Origin of the sequence: Peijinzhouia sedimentorum, assembly GCF_049340005.1 — a bacterium.
GTDB lineage: Bacteria > Bacteroidota > Bacteroidia > Cytophagales > Cyclobacteriaceae > CAXBDP01.
In genome coordinates, this window is sequence record NZ_JBMPIY010000003.1 from 118,553 (window position 1) to 137,721 (window position 19,169).

Below are 19,169 nucleotides of genomic sequence, written 5' to 3' on the forward strand. Positions count from 1 at the left end.
AAGGTTCAGTTATTTGCTATTCATCAAGTCTTCTATCTCTTCTGCTTCTATGGGAATATTCTTCATCAAATCAAGATATCCATTTTCCTGAATTACAATATCATTCTCCAGTCTGATCCCAATATTCTCCTCTCTAATATAGATCCCTGGCTCCACCGTAAAGACCATTCCTGGCTCAATTTTGCGATATATATTTCCGACATCATGAACATCCAATCCAATATGATGCGATGTGCCATGCATGAAATACTTCTTGTAAAGTGGCTGATCAGGATGCTGATTTTTTACATCAGTTTTATCTAATAGACCAAGTTCTATGAGTTTGCCTTCCATAAAATCACCAACTTCCTTATGATACTGAGGTATGGTAGTTCCCGGTCTCAAAATACTTTTTGCATAATTTTTTACGCTTAGCACTGCATCGTAAACCTCCCGCTGTCTTTTGGTGTATCGGCCATTTACTGGGATAGTTCTTGTCATATCTCCATTGTAATTGGCATACTCTGCTCCCACATCCATTAGCAACAAATCTCCATCATTACAAGGCAAGCTATTATCGATATAATGTAGCACACACGCATTTGCTCCTGATGCAATTATGGGCTGATACGCAAAACCCTTTGACCTGTTTCTCAAAAACTCATGCGCATATTCTGCTTCTATTTCATACTCTTGAACTCCCGGCTTCACAAAATTGAGCACACGCCTAAAGCCTAGTTCCGTTATGCGACATGCTTCTTGTAAGGCATCAATTTCATATTGTGACTTTACTGCTCGCAAGTTTTGCATTATTGGTGCTGACCTCTCAAATGTATGTAGAGGATATTTTGCCATACACCATTTTACAAATCTCGCATCACGTGTTTCCACTTCTACGACCGCACGCAAATGCTCATTGGTATTCAAAAATACCTTTTTAGCAAAAGGCATAAGTGTATTGAATACGCTCTCGAACTGATGCCTCCAATAAATATTTTGAATTCCGGACGCTGCCTCAGCTTCTTCTTTGGTGTACTTATGACCTTCCCAAATAGCAATATGTTCATTGGTTTCTCTTAGAAACAAGATTTCACGTTGCTTTTCGTCTGGATGATCTGGAAAAATCACTAAGATACTCTCTTCTTGATCTATACCTGTGAGGTATAGCAAATCATTATTTTGTCTAAATGACATTGTACCATCTGCATTTGTGGGCATTATATCGTTGCTATTGAAAACAGCGATAGCGCTTGATGGTAATTGCTTTGTGAAGTTTTTTCTATTCGTTTGATAAAGGGATTTATCTAGTGCTGTATATCTCATGATTTATATGAATTGTAAAGAATTTAAAGTTGCATCTATAATGGCATAATAGCAAAAAATTAGACACTAGCGAGGGCAAATGTGGCGGGAGGTAAATGGGTTATTCTTTAGGTTTTTTGCTCTTTTACATGCTCTCCAATTAGAAGATAGCATCCTCGAAATGCCGAATTTGCTCACCCAATATGGCCACAATATCGAAGCGAATGGGTCCATTGTGTTCTTGCTCTTCTTGAAATGCTTTGGCAGTTTCCATCAACAAGTTCCATTGGTTTTCTCTCACCATTTGCTCAGGAAAGCCAAAGTGCGACCCACTTCGAAGTTTCACTTCTACAAATACGAGCAAATCCTCCCGCTTTACTATTAGGTCAATTTCACCACGACGATGCCGATAGTTTTGCGCAACTAATTCATAGCCTTTCTTTTGCAAGAATGCTAATGCCAATTGCTCTCCAACTCTACCTATTTCTTTCCTATCCTTATCCATCTAGTCTTTTTCTCTTCTTCAGCTCCCATCAGGTATGCATAAGGTTCTGTGGCAGGAGAAAGCTCAAATAGTTTTTTTAGAATCGCAATGGTTGGTATAATCAAAATCATCCCGATAACACCCCAAATTGCTGCACCAACTAATAAAGCAAAGAAGGTAATAAATGGGTTGAGGCTTACATTGGAACCTACAATTTTGGGAGTGAGGAAATTACCTTCAAGTGCCTGAATAACTGTAAAAGCTATAACCACGCCGAATGGATACCATAAACTATCTTTTGTAATTAGTGCAAAGGTAAATGGTAAAATGGCGGCCAATAAAGGTCCAACGTATGGAATCAGATTCATCAATCCAGCGAATACTCCAAAAAATACCGCATGTTTTATCCCCAATCCCAGTAATGCAGCTGTACACAATACAGCCAATATCAACATTACCTTACCTATACCAGCCAAATATTGCTGAATGATAACACGCACCGACGCAAGCGTTTCATTTACCTTTTTAGGGTCATGATTGTGAAAAATCTTGATAAGAAATTGTCTGAAGTGATTTCTGTAATACAAAAAGAGAAATATAAATACAGGTATCAATAAAACTCCACCAAAGCTACCAACAGTAGTCATTACAGCAGTAGTAATGTTTTTACTATTGTTTTTGATCAACTCTACTATCTCTTCCTTTTGTAAGATCACCGAAATGTCTGATTGCACACCTGTGATACTTTGGATATTGGAATTAAGGCTTTTAATCAATCCATCAATTCGCTCTTGGATGTTAGACAAATCATCTACAAAAGATGTAAGCTGGATAAAGAAAAATGTAAAAACGCCAAGGATTACAATAATGGCCACACTCAAGGAGGTTAAAGTAGCTAAGCTTCGAGGGAACTTCCACTTTTCCAGCTTATTGTTAAATGGCACTAAAAGCATGGAAGTATAAGCTGCAAAGAGCATTGGCACAAGTATACTACGGCCAAAAATCATAATGACAACCAACATTATCATCAAAAAGCCTATAAATACAGCCTTTACATAAGGTGGAAAATTCATATTATTCATGGTGTTCGTATTGCTCATATTCTTATGGTAAGTTAAGTGGTACTAATATCCTTAAAAAATAATTAACCCAATGTTATCCTTCTCATAATATCTTCATCAACTCTGTATCCAAATTTACATTGTGTATTAAATAAAAAATTCAACTTAAGGAATCTTCCAAATATTCAGCTAAAAAAGCCTTCTTTTTAGTAATTTGCTGTCCAATATGCTTCCAAAAAAGAATTTGACCAGAACTGCCACTTGGAAAAAAATCAAAAGGCATCACAAGGAAATAAAAGACCTCCAAATGAGGACTTTATTTGCAAATGACCCTCAGAGATTCCAAAAGTTCTCCATTCAGTTTGAAGATATTCTTCTTGATTATTCGAAAAACCGAATTACAGAAGATACTATGCAGTTCCTTTTTCAACTAGCAAAGCAAGCTGGTATAGAAAAAGGGATAAAAGCTATGTTTTCTGGGAAGACTATTAACGAAACAGAAAATCGTGCGGTGCTACATGTGGCTCTACGCAATTTGGATGGCGACCCGATAATGGTAAATAGGCAAAATGTAATGCCCGATATAATCGCCGTACTCGACCAAATGAAGGAATTTTCTGAACAGATAATCAATGGTCATTGGAAAGGATTTAATGGCAAACCCATCCAAAACATTGTAAATATTGGCATTGGCGGCTCGGATTTAGGCCCGGTTATGGTGACCGAAGCTTTGAAACCTTACAAGATAAAGCATATTGAAAGCCACTTTGTGTCGAATGTGGATGGAAGTCAAATTACGGAAACCCTCAAAAAAGTAGATGCAGAAAACACGCTTTTTATGATTTCCTCAAAAACCTTCACCACCCAAGAAACTATGGCCAATGCACACACAGCTAGAAAATGGTTTCTCGAGAACGGCGGGAGGGAAGAAGATATCACTAAACATTTTGTAGCCATTTCTACCAACGAAGAAGCCGCCATAGCATTCGGTATTGATCCTGATTATATTTTTACATTTTGGGATTGGGTTGGTGGTCGCTATTCTTTATGGTCTGCAATCGGCTTGTCCATCGCGTGTTCATTGGGCTTCGACGTTTTCTACGAATTGCTCGAAGGCGCACGAGCTATGGATTTGCATTTCAGAGATGAAAAACCAGAATCTAATATCCCAGTGATACTTGCTGTATTGGGTATATGGTACAACAATTTCTTCGATGCAGAGTCACAAGCCATACTGCCCTACAATCAATACTTGCATAGATTTCCAGCTTATCTGCAACAAGCCGATATGGAAAGCAATGGCAAATCAGTAGATAGAAAAGGCAATAAACTTGATTATCAAAGTGGCTCAATTATTTGGGGCGAGCCGGGCACCAATGGTCAACATGCCTTTTATCAATTGATTCATCAAGGCACCAAACTCATTCCTTGCGACTTTATAGCTACCGCCAATATTCATCACAAATTGGGCGATCAGCATAATATATTGATGGCAAACTTCTTTGCACAAACCGAAGCACTAATGAATGGAAAATCTCGGGAAGAGGTAGAAGCAGAACTAAAAGCTCAAGGTGCTGATGAGAATGAAATTGCCCAAATAGCTCCTTTCAAATGCTTTGTTGGCAACAAGCCTAGCAATAGTATTCTTTGCAAAAAACTAACTCCATATACATTAGGTAGTCTTATCGCTATGTACGAGCACAAAATATTCGTTCAAGGCTTAATTTGGAACGTTTTCAGTTACGACCAATTTGGAGTAGAATTAGGCAAGCAACTCGCTGGTAAAATATTACCTGAACTTAAAAATGATATCGAGATAAAAAGCCATGATAGCTCTACCAATGGTTTAATCAATGCATTCAAGAATTTTCGATAAATGACACCAAACTATCCGCTTAAATTTGATCCCATTTATAAAGAAAAATTGTGGGGAGGAGATAAACTCCGCAGCTATTTAGGCAAGGATTTCTCGCCGTTACCAAGCTGTGGCGAAAGCTGGGAGCTATCTGGCGTGGAAGGGAATATCTCGAAAGTAGCCAATGGCCCATTACAAGGAAAGTTGCTATCCGATTTACTTCAATCAAATGGAGAAGATATTCTTGGGCAAAAAGCCTTCAAGAAATTTGGTGCAAATTTTCCCCTGCTGGTTAAATTCCTAGATGCAAATAAGGACTTAAGCATACAAGTGCATCCTAATGACGAACTAGCTAAAACTCGCCACAATGGATTTGGAAAAACTGAAATGTGGTACGTATTGCAGGCCGACCCTAATACCACTTTGATTAGCGGTTTCAACCGCGAAATGAATAAAGAAAGCTATTTACAACACTTCAAAAACCAAACATTAGAAACTACACTCAACCGCGAAAAAGTATATGCTGGCGACGTGTTTTTCATTCCGGCAGGTCGAGTGCATACTATTGGCGCAGGTTTGCTAATCGCCGAAATTCAGCAAACATCAGATATCACTTATAGAATTTACGATTTCAATAGAGTAGATGCTGATGGCAACAAACGTGAACTTCATGTAGAGCAAGCAGTTGATGCCATCGATTATAAATATTACGATCAGTATAAGTCGCCAATAAATAAGACCGCTATTGGCAAACAAGAAATTGTACGCTGCGAATACTTCATTACGAATTATCATCATTACACCGACAATCAGGAAACTGTTATCCATCCAAATGGAGATTTTAGAATCATAACGGTGGTAGCTGGTGATGGTAATCTGGACTATGCGGGAGGAAAAATGGCCACCAAGGCTGGTGAAGTTTGGCTTATCCCGGCAAACTTAGATTATTGCCGAATCGCAACCAAAAACGAAATCAGCTTCCTTGAAACCTATATTGAGTTGAGTTAAATGGGGTTTAAAATCCTCCAAAATGAGAAAGAAAAGCCAATTCTCTAAAATCATCGGCTTTATTGCCTAATCTACATTATCTTTAAACCATGAGTAAGTCAGATAAAAAACTCTTTCTGCTGGATGCCATGGCTTTAATCTATAGAGCCCATTTTGCCTTCAGCAAAAACCCAAGAATCAATTCGAAAGGCATGAGTACAGGAGCCGTATTAGGATTTACTAATACGCTCGTAGAAATATTGAGCAAGGAAAAACCTAGCCACATAGCTGTAGCTTTTGACACCTCTGCACCTACTTTCCGTCACAAGGAATTTGTGACCTATAAAGCCAATCGCCAAGAGCAACCAGAGGATATCCAAGTAGCCATCCCATGGGTAAAAAAACTCGTGAAAGCTTTTGATATCCCTTGCCTGGAATTAGACGGCTGGGAAGCTGATGACATTATTGGCACCATTGCCAAAAAAGCTGCAAGAGAAAGCTTCACCGTTTATATGATGACCCCTGATAAGGATTTTGGTCAACTAGTCGAAGAAAAGGTATTCCTTTACAAACCCGCCTTTATGGGCAATGGCGTTGACGTAATGGGAGTACCCGAAGTACTCAAAAAATGGGATATCGAACGTATCGATCAGGTGGTAGATATGCTCGGGCTTATGGGCGATGCGGTAGACAATATACCGGGTATTCCGGGTGTGGGCGAAAAAACAGCCGTGAAATTCCTCAAAGAATATGGCTCCATCGAAAACCTTATTGAGCATACGCATGAGCTCAAAGGCAAAATGAAGGAAAAGGTGATCGAAAATGCTGAATTAGCACTGCTTTCAAAAAAACTTGCCACTATTGATATTGATACGCCCGTAGAGTTTAACGAAGAAGCTTTGGTTTTCAACGGGCCAAATGTAGACGAAGTAAAAGCCATATTCGATGAATTGGAATTCCGAACCTTGTCCAAACGGATGTTTGGAACCGAAACTGCAAGCCCTACTGTAGAGCTTTCGGGTGAGCAGTTGGATATGTTTGCCACAGCTGCAAAAGAAGAAGAGCCAGAAGCAATTATCCCATCTGGAAAAGGCAGTATTGCCAATATTCCGCACGATTATATTCTGATAAATACGCCTGAGCTAATCAAAAGCTTAATTCATTATTTATCCATCCAAAAAGCATTTTGCTTTGATACTGAAACCACCGATTTGGATGCCATAGAAGCACAATTGGTAGGACTATCCTTTTCATACATTACCCATGAGGCATATTATGTCCCTGTGCCAGAAAAGCGGGAGGATGCCCAAAAGCTGCTTAGTCAATTCAAAGAAGTCCTCGAAAATCCGAGTATTCTGAAAATCGGACAAAACCTGAAATACGATATGTTGGTGCTCCGCAAGTACGATATCGATGTAAGCGGTCCGATTTACGACACCATGCTGGCGCATTACCTTATCGATCCGGAAACGAGACATGGTATGGATTATTTGGCAGAAACCTACTTGAATTATACACCAGTTTCCATCACCAAACTAATTGGTAAGAAAGGCAAAAACCAAGGCAATATGCGTGATGTCGCGCTGAAGGAAATCACAGAATACGCTGCCGAAGATGCCGATATCACACTGCAGTTGCATAAAGTGCTTGCGCCATTAGTTAAAAAAGACAATCAAGAAAAATTACTCAATGATGTGGAATTTCCTTTGGTGGAAGTGCTGGCTGCAATGGAATTTGAAGGCATTCGAGTGGATAAGGAAAACTTAGCCGAATTCTCTAAAGAACTGGAAGCTGAAATCGAAGCACTAGAAAAGGAGATTTACGAACTTGCTGGAGAGGAGTTTAATATTTCAAGTCCAAAGCAATTGGGTGAAATATTATTTGATAAACTCAAAATAGAAGAGAAGCCAAAAAAAACCAAAACAGGTCAATATGCTACAGGGGAGGAGATTTTAAGCAGGTTGGCCATTATCCACCCGCTTCCTTCCAAGATTCTCGATATCCGTGAACTACAAAAATTGAAATCTACCTATGTTGATGCTTTGCCCAAATTGATTAGTCCAAGTGATGGTAGAGTGCATACTTCTTTCAATCAAGCCGTAGCTGCAACGGGTCGCTTAAGCTCTACCAATCCCAATTTGCAAAACATCCCAATTCGTACCGATCGTGGCCGTCTTATTCGCAAGGCTTTCGTTGCTAGAGATGAAAATTACGTGCTCCTAGCTGCTGATTATTCACAAATAGAATTGCGTTTGATGGCCGCATTTTCAAAGGACGAAACTATGGTGCAGGCTTTCAAAGAAGGGAAAGATATTCATGCCGCTACCGCAGCCAAAATCTTCAAAGTGCCATTGGAAGAAGTGGATGGCTCAATGAGAAGGAAGGCTAAAACAGCCAACTTTGGAATCATTTATGGTATTTCTGCATTCGGACTTTCACAGCGATTAGCTATTCCTAGAAAAGAAGCTGCTGAAATTATAGAAGCTTATTTTAGAGAATTTCCGGGCGTGAAACGCTATATGGACGATTGTATAGAAAAAGCGCGGGAGGTAGAGTATGTAGAAACAATTCTAGGCCGTCGCAGATATTTGCGAGACATAAACTCCCGCAATATGACCATGCGAGGATTTGCCGAGCGAAATGCCATCAACGCGCCATTGCAAGGTAGCGCCGCCGATTTGATAAAAATTGCGATGATAAACATCCACAAATGGATGAAGCAGGAAAAGCTAAAAAGCAAAATGATATTGCAAGTGCATGATGAATTGATCTTCGATGCGCATAAAGATGAAGTAGAGATATTGAAAAAGCATATTCCAAAACTGATGTCGGAGGCAATCAAACTAGAAATCCCTATATTGGTAGAGGCTGGTATTGGAAATAATTGGTTGGAAGCTCATTAAACTCAACCATGCAAAAAGCGGAAAAAAATTGAATTAAGATGGATTTAGACCTAAAAGGAAAACGAGCATTAGTTGGTGGATCTAGCCAGGGCATTGGCAAGGCAATAGCCATTGCATTGGCAAAATTGGGTGCTGATATTACCCTAATTGCCCGAAATGAAGACTCTCTAAAAACTGTTTTGAAAGAGCTTGATAGCCGAAATGGACAAAGGCATGATTATCTAGTTGCAGATTTCTTTCAACCAGAACAGGTGAAAAATGTTGTAAATGATTATCTAAATTCGGGAAAAGAAATCCATATCCTAATCAATAATACGGGTGGACCAAAAGCAGGCCAAGCAATTGATGCCTCTTTAGAGGAATTTAAGCAGGCATTTGACGCACACGTTATTTGCAATCAGATACTGACGCAAGCCGTGGTGCCAGGAATGAAAAAGGCTGGCTTTGGTCGAATAATTAATGTGATTTCTACTTCGGTGAAAATACCGATACAAGGCTTAGGTGTATCCAATACCATCAGAGGTGCGGTCGCAAGCTGGTCCAAAACAATGGCCAATGAATTAGGCGCTTTCGGAATCACGGTAAACAATGTGCTACCGGGCTTCACCAAAACCTCCCGCTTGGATTCATTAATTGAGGGCAAGTCTAAAAAGCTATCTGCAAGTATTGAAGCTGTAGAAGAAAATATGAAAAGCAGCATTCCGGCCGGCCGCTTTGGCAGTGCAGAAGAGGTCGCAAATGTGGCTGCATTTTTAGCTTCACCTGCCGCCAGTTATGTTAATGGAGTAAATATTCCAGTAGATGGAGGGCGCACAGGCTCAATGTAATATGGAAAAAAGCCCATTTCCTATATTCGACCTTCATTGTGATTTGCTCAGCTATCTTGCTCATCGTCCCGATCCTGATGCTTTTACTCCAGATCTTGGTTGTAGCATTCCCAATTTACGTCGTGGTAAAGTCCGATTTCAGGTGATGGCTATTTACAATAATGTATATGCAGAATCCGCAAAAATGGGCTTGAGACAAGCAGAAATTTTTAGGGATTTAGCCACTTTACATCCTGATTTTTTCTATCTGCCAAAAAACACTGACCAAATTCAAAAAGAACTTGATCTGCATCAAACAGCCATCGTTGCTGCCATAGAAAATGCTGCGGGAATTGCCACAGAGGAAATACCCATTGAGCAGGCTTTTCAAAACTTGGAAAAAATCCTCCTTGCCACTCGTCGAATACTTTATATCAGCATGACTCACCATGGCGAAAATAGATTTGGTGGAGGCAATTATACCAAAGCTGGACTTAAAGAAGATGGCAAAAAACTGCTAGACTATATCAATGGCAAGCATATTTGCATCGATTTGTCACATACAAGTGATGCACTGGCCGATGATATACTCAATTATATCCATCAAAAAAGACTCAACATTATCCCTATTGCGAGTCATTCCAATTTCAGGGAAGTATGGGATCATCCCAGAAACCTCCGCGATGAAACTGCCAAGGAGATTTATGCCATGGGCGGACTCATTGGGATTAATTTTGTGCGTGCATTTGTGGACAATGACAAGGCTGATACCCTCCTCGATCATATTGAATATGGGCTCAAATTGGGTGGAGAAAGTAAATTGACTTTTGGAGCAGATTTCTTCTATACAGCCGACCATCCAGATCCAAAACGGGTACCTTTTTATCATCAGGAGCACGAGGATGCTTCGAAGTATCAAGGCATTTTAGCACAACTTACCGAGCGAGGAATTTCGAAAGAGCAATTAGAAAAATTGGCTTATAAAAACGTTTTTTCTTTTATTGATAAATTATGGGTGTAAAACCCATCATTCGTTATTGAGAACCAAGGCAAGCAATGCAAAAAATCGAAAACTATATAAACGGAGAGCTCAAAGCTCCAAAAAATGGCCAATATCTAAATAATATTCAGCCTGCCACAGGCGAAGTTTATAGCCTAATTCCCGATAGCGATGAGCAAGATGTTGCTGAAGCGGTGGATGCGGCCAAGAATGTATTTTCATTATGGTCAACCATGCCCGTGCAAAAGCGGGTGGATATTTTAATGCGAATTGCTTCACTTATTGAGCAGAACTTAGATGAACTTGCAATGGCCGAAAGTATCGATAATGGCAAAGCACTATGGCTAGCCAAGTCGGTAGATATTCCTAGAGCTGTAAGCAATTTTGAATATTATGCTACTGGCATTTTGCATTTCAATAGCGAGGCGCACTTTACAGACCAATCAGCCATCAATTACACGCAAAGAGTGCCATTGGGTGTAGTCGCTTGCATTAGCCCTTGGAACCTCCCGCTATATTTGTTCACTTGGAAAATAGCTCCTGCCTTGGCTTCTGGCAATACAGTGGTAGCAAAACCCTCTGAACTTACTCCGATGACGGCCTATTTGCTTAGCAAAATTTGCATAGAGGCCGGTTTGCCAGCAGGCGTTTTGAATATCATACATGGCTTAGGACCAAAAGCTGGTGAGCCTATGATTTCTCATCCCGATGTCAAAGCCATTTCATTTACTGGTGGCACACAAACGGGCAAACGCATAGCCGCTATTGCTGCTCCAGAATTTAAGAAACTATCTCTCGAACTGGGCGGCAAAAATCCGAATATCATCTTTGCAGATGCAGATTTTGATGAAGCCGTAATGGGCACTTTGAAGGCTGGGTTTAGCAACCAAGGACAGATTTGCTTGTGTGGCTCACGAGTGTATATACATTCTAGTATATATGAGAAATTTAAAAATGCTTTAGTAGAAAAAGTGGCTAGAATGAAAGTGGGAGATCCGATGGATGATAAAACCAGAGTGGGCGCTTTGGTATCGGAATCGCATATGCAAAAAGTACTTTCATACATCCAATTGGCGCATGAAGAAGGCGGGAGGATATTGTGTGGTGGCGACAGAGTGATTTTGGATGGCAAACTTTCAGGTGGTTATTTTGTAGCTCCTACGATTGTAGAAGGCCTTGATATCGACTGCCGCACTAACCAAGAAGAAATATTCGGGCCAGTAGTAACCATTCAATCTTTTGAAACAGATGAGGAGGTATTGAGTTATGCAAATAAGAGTTCGTATGGATTATCCGCCACCATTTGGACTCAGAACCTAAAAAGAGCACACAACATTGCTCACAAACTCGATAGCGGCATAGTGTGGGTAAATACCTGGCTATTACGAGATCTACGAACGCCATTCGGCGGGATGAAACAATCAGGAGTAGGGCGTGAAGGCGGAATGGAAGCCTTCAAATTTTTTACTGAAGAGAAAAATATTTGTATCAAATTATAAATTAAAATTATCGACTATGGATTTAGGATCATTCGACCCTCAAAAAATTAATGAATTAATATTAGAGTTTATTATAGACTTTGGCCCGAAGTTGTTAGGTGCCATTCTTATCCTATTAATTGGTACATGGCTAATAGGAAAAATTGGCAACCTTATTAGAAAAGGTTTAGATAAAGGCTCATTCGAGCCCTCACTAAAATCATTTTTGACTAGCCTAACTAGGTTTGCCTTGTATGTAATGTTGTTTATTACTGTATTGGGCACAGTTGGAATTCCTATGACTTCCTTCTTGACTATTCTAGGCGCCGCAGGTTTGGCTATTGGTTTAGCCTTGCAGGGCAGTTTAAGTAATTTTGCGGGTGGAGTGTTGATTTTGGCTTTTAAGCCATTTAGAATTGGCGATGTAATTGAAGCCCAAGGTGAGATTGGTACAGTTGAAAAAATAGATATACTACATACTAGACTCAATACCGCCGACAATAGAGAAATTATAATGCCCAATGGCTCATTGGCCAATTCCAATATCATTAACATTACAGCTCATCCAACGCGTAGAGTGGCATTCCCGGTTGGGATCTCCTATGATTCTGATATTAAGCAAGCACGAAAAATAATTGTAGACACTCTTTCCAAAGACCCAAGGGTATTGCCAGAACAAGGTGTACAAGTTGTGTTGACTGAGCTAGCAGATAGCTCCTTAAACTTAAGTGTAAGAGTTTGGGTAAATGCAGAAGATTTCTGGTCGATGACATTCGAAGGGTTAGAAGATATAAAAGAAGCATTAGATGCTGCCAATATCGAAATCCCATTCCCACAAAGAGATGTTCATATGAAACAACAATAGATTTTAAAAGAGTCTATTTTTGGATTAAAAGTTTGGCTTGTCGCTATTTGCAGTGACAAGCCTTTTCTTTTCCTCCCCCTTGACCAATTACAATAAATCTATAAATTGAAATTTCATTCCCTGAAATCAGATTTTCGAGAAATTTACTTCAATTAGAATTTAATAATTACTTTGCTCGTTTAGAGAAAATGGAAAATTTGGTATAGATACTGATAACAACAATTTATATGGAACCAAAGAAATCATTCAACGAGTTAATTGCGAATCCTAATTTGCCTGTATTGGTAGATTTTCACGCAACTTGGTGTGGGCCTTGCCAAGCATTGGCGCCGGTAATAAGTGATGTCGCTAAGGAATTTGGCGAAAAGCTGAAAGTGATCAAAATAGATGTGGACAAAAACCCTGCGGTGAGCCAGCAATTTCGGGTACGTGGTGTGCCAACTCTTATATTATTTAAAGGTGGTGAAATCAAATGGCAACAATCAGGCATGATGACAAAAAGAGACCTTTCTGCTATATTGACCAAATTTTTGTAGATCATGAAAAAAAGACTGCTGTTACTAATTGCAGTAATATTCGGAATTATCATTCTATTGATTGTAAAAGTATTGTATGATTTTGGAGCGTTCAGAAATCCTGCAAATAGCTACACAAGCAGCCTGACAATAGAAGGCGTAAAGGGCCCCGAGGATATCACCATAGATTACGATCGTAGTTTATTATTTATTTCATCGGACGATCGAAGAGCTCGGATGCTGGGCAAGGAAGTTAAAGGTGGCATTTATTCAATTGATCTGAAAAGTGAATCGCTCATACCAAAGAAAATCAGTCCCTCTTTAGATTTTGAATTCAACCCACATGGCATCTCCCTGTACAAAGGAGCACTTGGAATCACCAGACTATTTGTAATCAATCATCGAAGTTCTGGACATTTTATTGAAATATTTGATTATAAAAATGGCCAATTACGTCATTTGGAAAGTTTAACGGGTCCAGAACTAAAAAGTCCAAACGATTTAGTAGCAGTTGGAATTAGAGCATTTTACTTCACCAATGATCACGGTATAGAGCAGGGTGTTAAAAGATTGATGGCAGACTTGCTAAAACAAGGAACAGCTTCTGTTGGCTATTTCGACGGCAAATCTTACCGTATAGTTGCAGACCAACTTGATTATGCCAACGGCATCAACACTAGTCAAGATGGAGATATTGTATTTGTATCAGAAACTACTGGAAAAAAAATCTCTGCATTCCAGCGTAGCTATACAAACGGCACATTGGAATTGCTTCATAGTATGAACTTGAACACAGGAGCAGATAATATCGAAATAAACAAAGACGGAACTTTACTTGTAGCAGCACATCCAAATATGCTAGCGTTTATGCGACATGCTAAGAATCAAAAAAAGCATTCCCCTTCACAAATTCTACACTTCTCTTATAGCTCAATTGACGGCTTTTTAAACGTGAATGAAATCCTCACCGACGATGGAAAGAACCTATCGGGAAGCAGCACTGCTGCATATCATGGCGGGAGGCTGTTTATCAGCAATGTGTTCGATCCAAAAATATTAGTGGTAACGATGAACTTGGAGTGATCTGTCTATTCTTTTCCTGTTTTGTGCGCGACGTCATCGCTTCAAATTATATATATTGATTATCAGTCACTTATGTTGCATAAATTTTGATTTTGGGTCACGCGGGTTTATTTTTGGGTTATGTTCGTTCGCAAAAACACCAATAAGAGTGGTTCAGTAAGCATTCAAATTGCCCATAAGATTAACCGGAAGAATAAGGTGATTAAGACGGTAGGTATAGCCTATACTAAGCGAGAGGAGGATTTACTTATTTTACTGGCAAACAACGAGATAGATTGAAAGGGCTTTCTTCTCTCTTTATTGAGCATGATGATTTAGTTGTAGAAAGCTTTTTAGAAGGTGTCTCTAATGAGCATATCCAGTATGTGGGAGCAACGCTTATTTTAGTCGAAATTTACCGAAAAATAGGCTTCCCAGAAGGTGGGTCACGCGATTACTTTAAAAATCTGGTATTGTGCAGGTTAGTCTATCCAGGAAGCAAACTAAAGACGATTGAGTACTTCAAGAAGCATTTAGATTTAGATGTGAGCGTATATTCCCTTTATCGCTTTCTTGATGAGGTAGATCAAAGCCTAAAGCCCACGATAGAACAAATCACCTTTGACTACACGCGAAAGCTTTTAGGTAGTCACATTGGTGTGGTATTTTATGATATGACCACGTTATATTTTGAAGCGTCAGAGCCTGATGATTATCGCATTCCAGGCTTCAACAAGGATGGCAAGCACCAACACCCACAAATTATGATTGGGCTTCTTGTGAGCAATCATGGCTATCCAATTGGGTACCAAATTTTTGAAGGTAACACTTCTGAAACAAAGACATTAATACCCGTCTTGGAGAGTTTTCAACAAAAATTTTCTATCGATAAACCCATCATCGTGGCAGATGCGGCGCTATTATCACAAACTAATATCAATGCATTAGTGCAATATGACTACGAATATATCCTTGGTGGAAGGGTGAAAAATGAAAGCCAAGAGATAAAACAACAGATTATCACACTCAACATACAAGAAGGAGAGCCCAGAGAGGTCAAATCTAAAAAGGGGAGGTTGATTGTTAGCTATTCATCAAGTAGGGCAAAAAAGGATCGAATAAACCGAGAAAAGGGCTTAAAACGACTAGAAAACAAAGTAAGAAACGGCAAGCTCAACAAGGATCATATCAATAATCGAGGGTATAATAAATATCTCAAACTAGAAGGCGAAGCCAAAGTGAGTATTGACTATAAACAATATCAAGCTGATAAGGTGTGGGATGGCTTGAAAGGGTATATAACTAATACCAAGCTAAGAAAAGAAGAAGTTATAGGGCAATACTCTCAGTTATGGCAGATAGAGAAGGCTTTTAGAATATCAAAAACAGACTTAAGAATAAGACCCGTTTATCACCGTCTAAAAAAGCGGATTGAAGCGCACATTTGTCTTTGCTTTGCCGCATATACAGTCTACAAGGAACTAGAAAGGTTATTGGTGCTAAACCAAATTAAGCTATCACCAGAAAAGGCTATCCAAGAAATAAAGGATATAAAACAACTCAAGTATACCCTGCCAAAATCAAAAGAAACAAAAACCAAAATCCTAAAGCCCTCACTGGTGCAGCAATCGCTATTGAATATGAAAATTTAATTTTGGGTCACGCGTTGCACAAAACAGGAGCACTGCTGCATATCATGGCGGGAGGCTGTTTATCAGCAATGTGTTCGATCCAAAAATATTAGTGGTAACGATGAACTTGGAGTGATCTGTCTATTCTTTTAATAAATGCTACCAACCAATATTTATTATACCACTTAAATTAACCTAATAAATAGATTATTACCTAGTTTACATAAATTCTAGTGAGATTGCATATATACATTAATATAATTTCATTGAAATAAGCTAACTTTTCTACTTTAATGAATTGATACATTTATCAGTTTATTATTTGGTATTCATAGTTCCTTCATCTTTTCTAAGACAATAATTTTGAAATACCCATTAAACAAGCCTAGAATTCAGACTGTCTTTGTTTTCATTTTGGCTATATTATTTTATTCGTTTAGTCTTCAGGCTCAGGAAGTAAATGATGTTTTTGGTAAAGTGATAAATAGCTTTACTGGCACGGGAATCGAAGGCGTAAATATCACCATCAAGGAATCTATTGGAACCTCCCGTACATTAGGATTCACAACTAATAAACAAGGTGAATTTTCATTTTTCTCAAATTATCCAAGGCCTTTTACCTTAGTAGTAACTTCCGTTGGGTATAAATCTAAAGAGCTTACTGTAACTGAACAAACTACGAAAAATTTATTTATCCAACTTGAGCCAACCGAAATTCAATTAGACGAGATCGTTACTATTGGGCAAAAAGTAGAACAATCAAAGCTTATCGCACCGATGGTTGTAGAGAGGCTTGGGGCTTTGGAAATAATGCAAACAGCTTCAATTTCTGTATTTGACGCCATTGGAAATTTGAGAGGAGTGGATGTCACGACCCAAAGCATGGTATTAAGTACAGTAAATACTCGTGGGTTTAACTCTACTGCAAATACACGATTTATTCAATTATCAGATGGAATTGACAATCAGGCACCAGGGCTAAACTTCTCTTTGGGTAATGTTGCAGGTATTCCTGATATTGATATTGAATCAGTAGAGCTCATTCCAGGTCCAAATTCAGCAATGTATGGTTCTGGCAATTTTAATGGGGTTTTAAATACAAACAGCAAAAACCCATTTGATTATCAAGGATTTAGCCTCTCGCTAAAAAATGGAATAAGTGGAATGGAATCTGGTGGTGATCATATGTTTGATTTTGGAGGATACCCTTTGAGGGAAGGCGCTTTTAGATATGCAAAAGCACTAAATGATAAATTAGCCTTCAAACTTACAGGTAGCATTCTCAGTTCTACTGACTTTAGCGCACAAGACTATTCCAATATTGGTGTTGGCTTGCATTATGAAACACTCCGTGAAAATCCAGGATACAATGGATTAAATACCTATGGTGATGAAATCTCCAGTTTACTGCCCATTGGCCCAAATGATTCTCTCGTTGTAGTGAACCGAACGGGCTATAAAGAGGAAGATCTGGTAGACTACGATATTGATAATGTTAGAGTTTTGGGTTCAATACATTATAAATTCACTACCAAAACCACCTTGATACTACAGGGTAATTATGGCTCTATCAATACGATGCTCACCGGTGATAACCGTATTTCATTACGAGATTTTTCCATAGCGCAAGGGAAGGCTGAGCTAAAGGGAGAAAAATTTAACCTAAAAGGATATTTCACCAGTCAAAATGCTGGCAACTCCTTTGATGCAGGTTTACTTGCTGCAAATATTTTACGCGCTTCCAAGCCAGATGACGCCTGGTTCGAGCATTTCACCTATGGAATGAGGAATACATTCATTGGAGGGTCCTACATCCAAGCAAGACAAGTTGCTAATTCAGCTTATGGCCCATATGCTAACTATGAACAACAATTTGACGCTGGCACAGCAGGTTTCGATTCAGTCAAAAGTGTAATAGCAAATTCTGCGGAACCTGGGTTTGGTGCTAAGATCATTGACCGATCAAAACTATATAATGTGGATGGCACTTACCTTTTTGATAAACTGACAGATATTGCTGAAATAACTGTAGGAAGTAATTTTAGGTATTATCAACCAACTTCAGAAGGAACAATTTTTACTGATACTACTGGCAATGATTTGAGTATTTATGAATATGGTGGATTTATCCAAGCATTTAAAAACATCCCTTCTAACAACTTATACTTAACTGCCTCCTTGAGATATGATAAAAATGAAAACTTTAAGGGGCAATTTAACCCAAGACTATCAATCGTTCATTCCTACAAAAGCATCCATAATCTTCGATTAAGTTTCGCCTCAGGAGTTCGATTCCCTTCTGTAAGAGAGCAGTTCTACAACCAAGATCTTCGCGACAAACGATTAGTTGGAGGGCTTGAAAATGTTATCACCCCGTTCGGGTTGCCTAATAATGCCTTTTCTGAGCAAGGAGTCACAGCATTTAATGAAGCAGTACTAAATGACATTACGCTCCATCCAAATTTCAATCCCGAGCCAATAAGTCAGCGACAGGCATATCTTAAGAACTTGCCGCTACTAGAAGGCTCCATCGTAAGACAAGATGCCTTGAATGGATTGAAGCCAGAAAAAATTAACACAATAGAATTAGGCTACAAAAGTTTATTTGAAAATAGACGATATATTGACATTACTATTTATAGAAACTATTATTCCAGCTTTATCGGTGTAATGAGATTGGTGAAAACGAGGACAAGCCCTGAAGTAGATCTTTACGCATCTGCATTTCAGGTTAATAGTGGAACAGCCAATGATAGATATTTTGTGTTTGCTAATAGTAACTCTAACATAACTAGCCAAGGAATTGAAGCAACCTATGATGTTACGTCAAAAGAAGGATTTAATTTTGGTATCAACGCAACATACACAGAACTGATCAAGTCAAATGAAGACGACCCAATTGTGCCTTCATTCAATACGCCTAAATTCAAAACAAATGTGACTTTAGGGCATAGAAGAGTCACTGATGAATTAGGGTTCAGTTTTGTTTTTAGAATAAGATCAGAATTCTTGTGGGAAAGTGCATTTGCAGATGGAATCGTTCCTGATTTTAAGACGCTAGATTTACAAGTAACTTACAAGCTTCCAAAGATTCGATCTGCTTTAAAAGCGGGAGGAATGAATGTATTTAACGAACGATTTGTAAATGCTTATGGTGGGCCTCAGGTCGCTTCTATCTGGCATATAACTTACACTTTTGATCCATATTTTTATAGATAAGCAATGAAAGACATGTGGATTA

Annotated in this window: 13 protein-coding genes and 1 pseudogene; 11 read left to right on the top strand and 3 right to left on the bottom strand. The window is 38.9% G+C overall.

What is annotated here, in order from left to right; translation table 11 throughout:
* Nucleotides 1–9 precede the first annotated feature (9 nt).
* The 3 genes from ACOXY8_RS06110 to ACOXY8_RS06120 all read right to left on the bottom strand — a co-directional run bounded on the left by ACOXY8_RS06110 (nt 10) and on the right by ACOXY8_RS06120 (nt 2,865).
* Nucleotides 10–1,302 carry an aminopeptidase P N-terminal domain-containing protein gene (locus tag ACOXY8_RS06110; RefSeq protein WP_458330671.1) on the bottom strand — a complete coding sequence of 431 codons (1,293 nt, stop codon included), beginning with the start codon at nt 1,300–1,302 and terminating at the stop codon, nt 10–12.
* A gap of 139 nt (nt 1,303–1,441) precedes the next feature.
* Nucleotides 1,442–1,786, bottom strand: a complete 345-nt coding sequence (locus tag ACOXY8_RS06115) for a YraN family protein (protein WP_458330672.1) — start codon at nt 1,784–1,786, stop codon at nt 1,442–1,444.
* A complete protein-coding gene (locus ACOXY8_RS06120; RefSeq protein WP_458330673.1) occupies nt 1,762–2,865 on the bottom strand; it encodes an AI-2E family transporter in 1,104 nt (367 codons plus the stop codon). Before ACOXY8_RS06120 ends, ACOXY8_RS06115 begins: the two co-directional genes overlap by 25 nt.
* A gap of 187 nt (nt 2,866–3,052) precedes the next feature.
* On the opposite strand from ACOXY8_RS06120, the gene pgi reads away from it, so the two are divergent.
* The 11 genes and pseudogenes from pgi to ACOXY8_RS06175 all read left to right on the top strand — a co-directional run bounded on the left by pgi (nt 3,053) and on the right by ACOXY8_RS06175 (nt 19,147).
* Nucleotides 3,053–4,702, top strand: a complete 1,650-nt coding sequence (gene pgi, locus ACOXY8_RS06125) for a glucose-6-phosphate isomerase (protein ID WP_458330674.1) — start codon at nt 3,053–3,055, stop codon at nt 4,700–4,702.
* A complete protein-coding gene (locus tag ACOXY8_RS06130; protein WP_458330675.1) occupies nt 4,703–5,689 on the top strand; it encodes a type I phosphomannose isomerase catalytic subunit in 987 nt (328 codons plus the stop codon).
* Nucleotides 5,690–5,778: 89 nt separating this feature from the next.
* Nucleotides 5,779–8,571, top strand: a complete 2,793-nt coding sequence (polA, locus tag ACOXY8_RS06135) for a DNA polymerase I (RefSeq protein WP_458330676.1) — start codon at nt 5,779–5,781, stop codon at nt 8,569–8,571.
* 38 nt (nt 8,572–8,609) lie between these two features.
* Complete coding sequence (locus ACOXY8_RS06140) at nt 8,610–9,398, top strand: SDR family oxidoreductase (protein ID WP_458330677.1); 789 nt, start codon at nt 8,610–8,612, stop codon at nt 9,396–9,398.
* Nucleotides 9,373–10,398, top strand: coding sequence for a dipeptidase (locus ACOXY8_RS06145; RefSeq protein WP_458330678.1), 1,026 nt, complete (start codon nt 9,373–9,375; stop codon nt 10,396–10,398). The genes ACOXY8_RS06140 and ACOXY8_RS06145 overlap by 26 nt, the downstream gene beginning before the upstream one ends.
* 35 nt (nt 10,399–10,433) lie before the next feature.
* On the top strand, nt 10,434–11,876 hold the full coding sequence (locus ACOXY8_RS06150; protein ID WP_458330679.1) for an aldehyde dehydrogenase: 1,443 nt from the start codon (nt 10,434–10,436) through the stop codon (nt 11,874–11,876).
* Between the two features lie 16 nt (nt 11,877–11,892).
* Nucleotides 11,893–12,720 (top strand): mechanosensitive ion channel family protein, encoded by an 828-nt coding sequence (locus tag ACOXY8_RS06155; protein ID WP_458330680.1) that lies wholly within the window; start codon nt 11,893–11,895, stop codon nt 12,718–12,720.
* Nucleotides 12,721–12,947: 227 nt separating this feature from the next.
* On the top strand, nt 12,948–13,256 hold the full coding sequence (gene trxA, locus ACOXY8_RS06160) for a thioredoxin (protein ID WP_458330681.1): 309 nt from the start codon (nt 12,948–12,950) through the stop codon (nt 13,254–13,256).
* 3 nt (nt 13,257–13,259) lie between these two features.
* On the top strand, nt 13,260–14,318 hold the full coding sequence (locus ACOXY8_RS06165; protein ID WP_458330682.1) for an SMP-30/gluconolactonase/LRE family protein: 1,059 nt from the start codon (nt 13,260–13,262) through the stop codon (nt 14,316–14,318).
* Between the two features lie 120 nt (nt 14,319–14,438).
* Nucleotides 14,439–15,949, top strand: a pseudogene (locus tag ACOXY8_RS06170) (IS1634 family transposase).
* A 342-nt stretch (nt 15,950–16,291) separates the two neighbouring features.
* Nucleotides 16,292–19,147 (top strand): TonB-dependent receptor, encoded by a 2,856-nt coding sequence (locus ACOXY8_RS06175; protein WP_458330683.1) that lies wholly within the window; start codon nt 16,292–16,294, stop codon nt 19,145–19,147.
* Nucleotides 19,148–19,169: the final 22 nt, after the last annotated feature.

What these genes read in the sequence shown, in the direction of transcription:
- ACOXY8_RS06110 (WP_458330671.1), bottom strand. Translation starts at nt 1,302, where the DNA reads ATGAGATATACAGCACTAGATAAATCCCTTTATCAAACGAATAGAAAA.
- ACOXY8_RS06115 (WP_458330672.1), bottom strand. Translation starts at nt 1,786, where the DNA reads ATGGATAAGGATAGGAAAGAAATAGGTAGAGTTGGAGAGCAATTGGCA.
- ACOXY8_RS06120 (WP_458330673.1), bottom strand. Translation starts at nt 2,865, where the DNA reads ATGAGCAATACGAACACCATGAATAATATGAATTTTCCACCTTATGTA.
- pgi (WP_458330674.1), top strand. Translation starts at nt 3,053, where the DNA reads ATGCTTCCAAAAAAGAATTTGACCAGAACTGCCACTTGGAAAAAAATC.
- ACOXY8_RS06130 (WP_458330675.1), top strand. Translation starts at nt 4,703, where the DNA reads ATGACACCAAACTATCCGCTTAAATTTGATCCCATTTATAAAGAAAAA.
- polA (WP_458330676.1), top strand. Translation starts at nt 5,779, where the DNA reads ATGAGTAAGTCAGATAAAAAACTCTTTCTGCTGGATGCCATGGCTTTA.
- ACOXY8_RS06140 (WP_458330677.1), top strand. Translation starts at nt 8,610, where the DNA reads ATGGATTTAGACCTAAAAGGAAAACGAGCATTAGTTGGTGGATCTAGC.
- ACOXY8_RS06145 (WP_458330678.1), top strand. Translation starts at nt 9,373, where the DNA reads ATGGAGGGCGCACAGGCTCAATGTAATATGGAAAAAAGCCCATTTCCT.
- ACOXY8_RS06150 (WP_458330679.1), top strand. Translation starts at nt 10,434, where the DNA reads ATGCAAAAAATCGAAAACTATATAAACGGAGAGCTCAAAGCTCCAAAA.
- ACOXY8_RS06155 (WP_458330680.1), top strand. Translation starts at nt 11,893, where the DNA reads ATGGATTTAGGATCATTCGACCCTCAAAAAATTAATGAATTAATATTA.
- trxA (WP_458330681.1), top strand. Translation starts at nt 12,948, where the DNA reads ATGGAACCAAAGAAATCATTCAACGAGTTAATTGCGAATCCTAATTTG.
- ACOXY8_RS06165 (WP_458330682.1), top strand. Translation starts at nt 13,260, where the DNA reads ATGAAAAAAAGACTGCTGTTACTAATTGCAGTAATATTCGGAATTATC.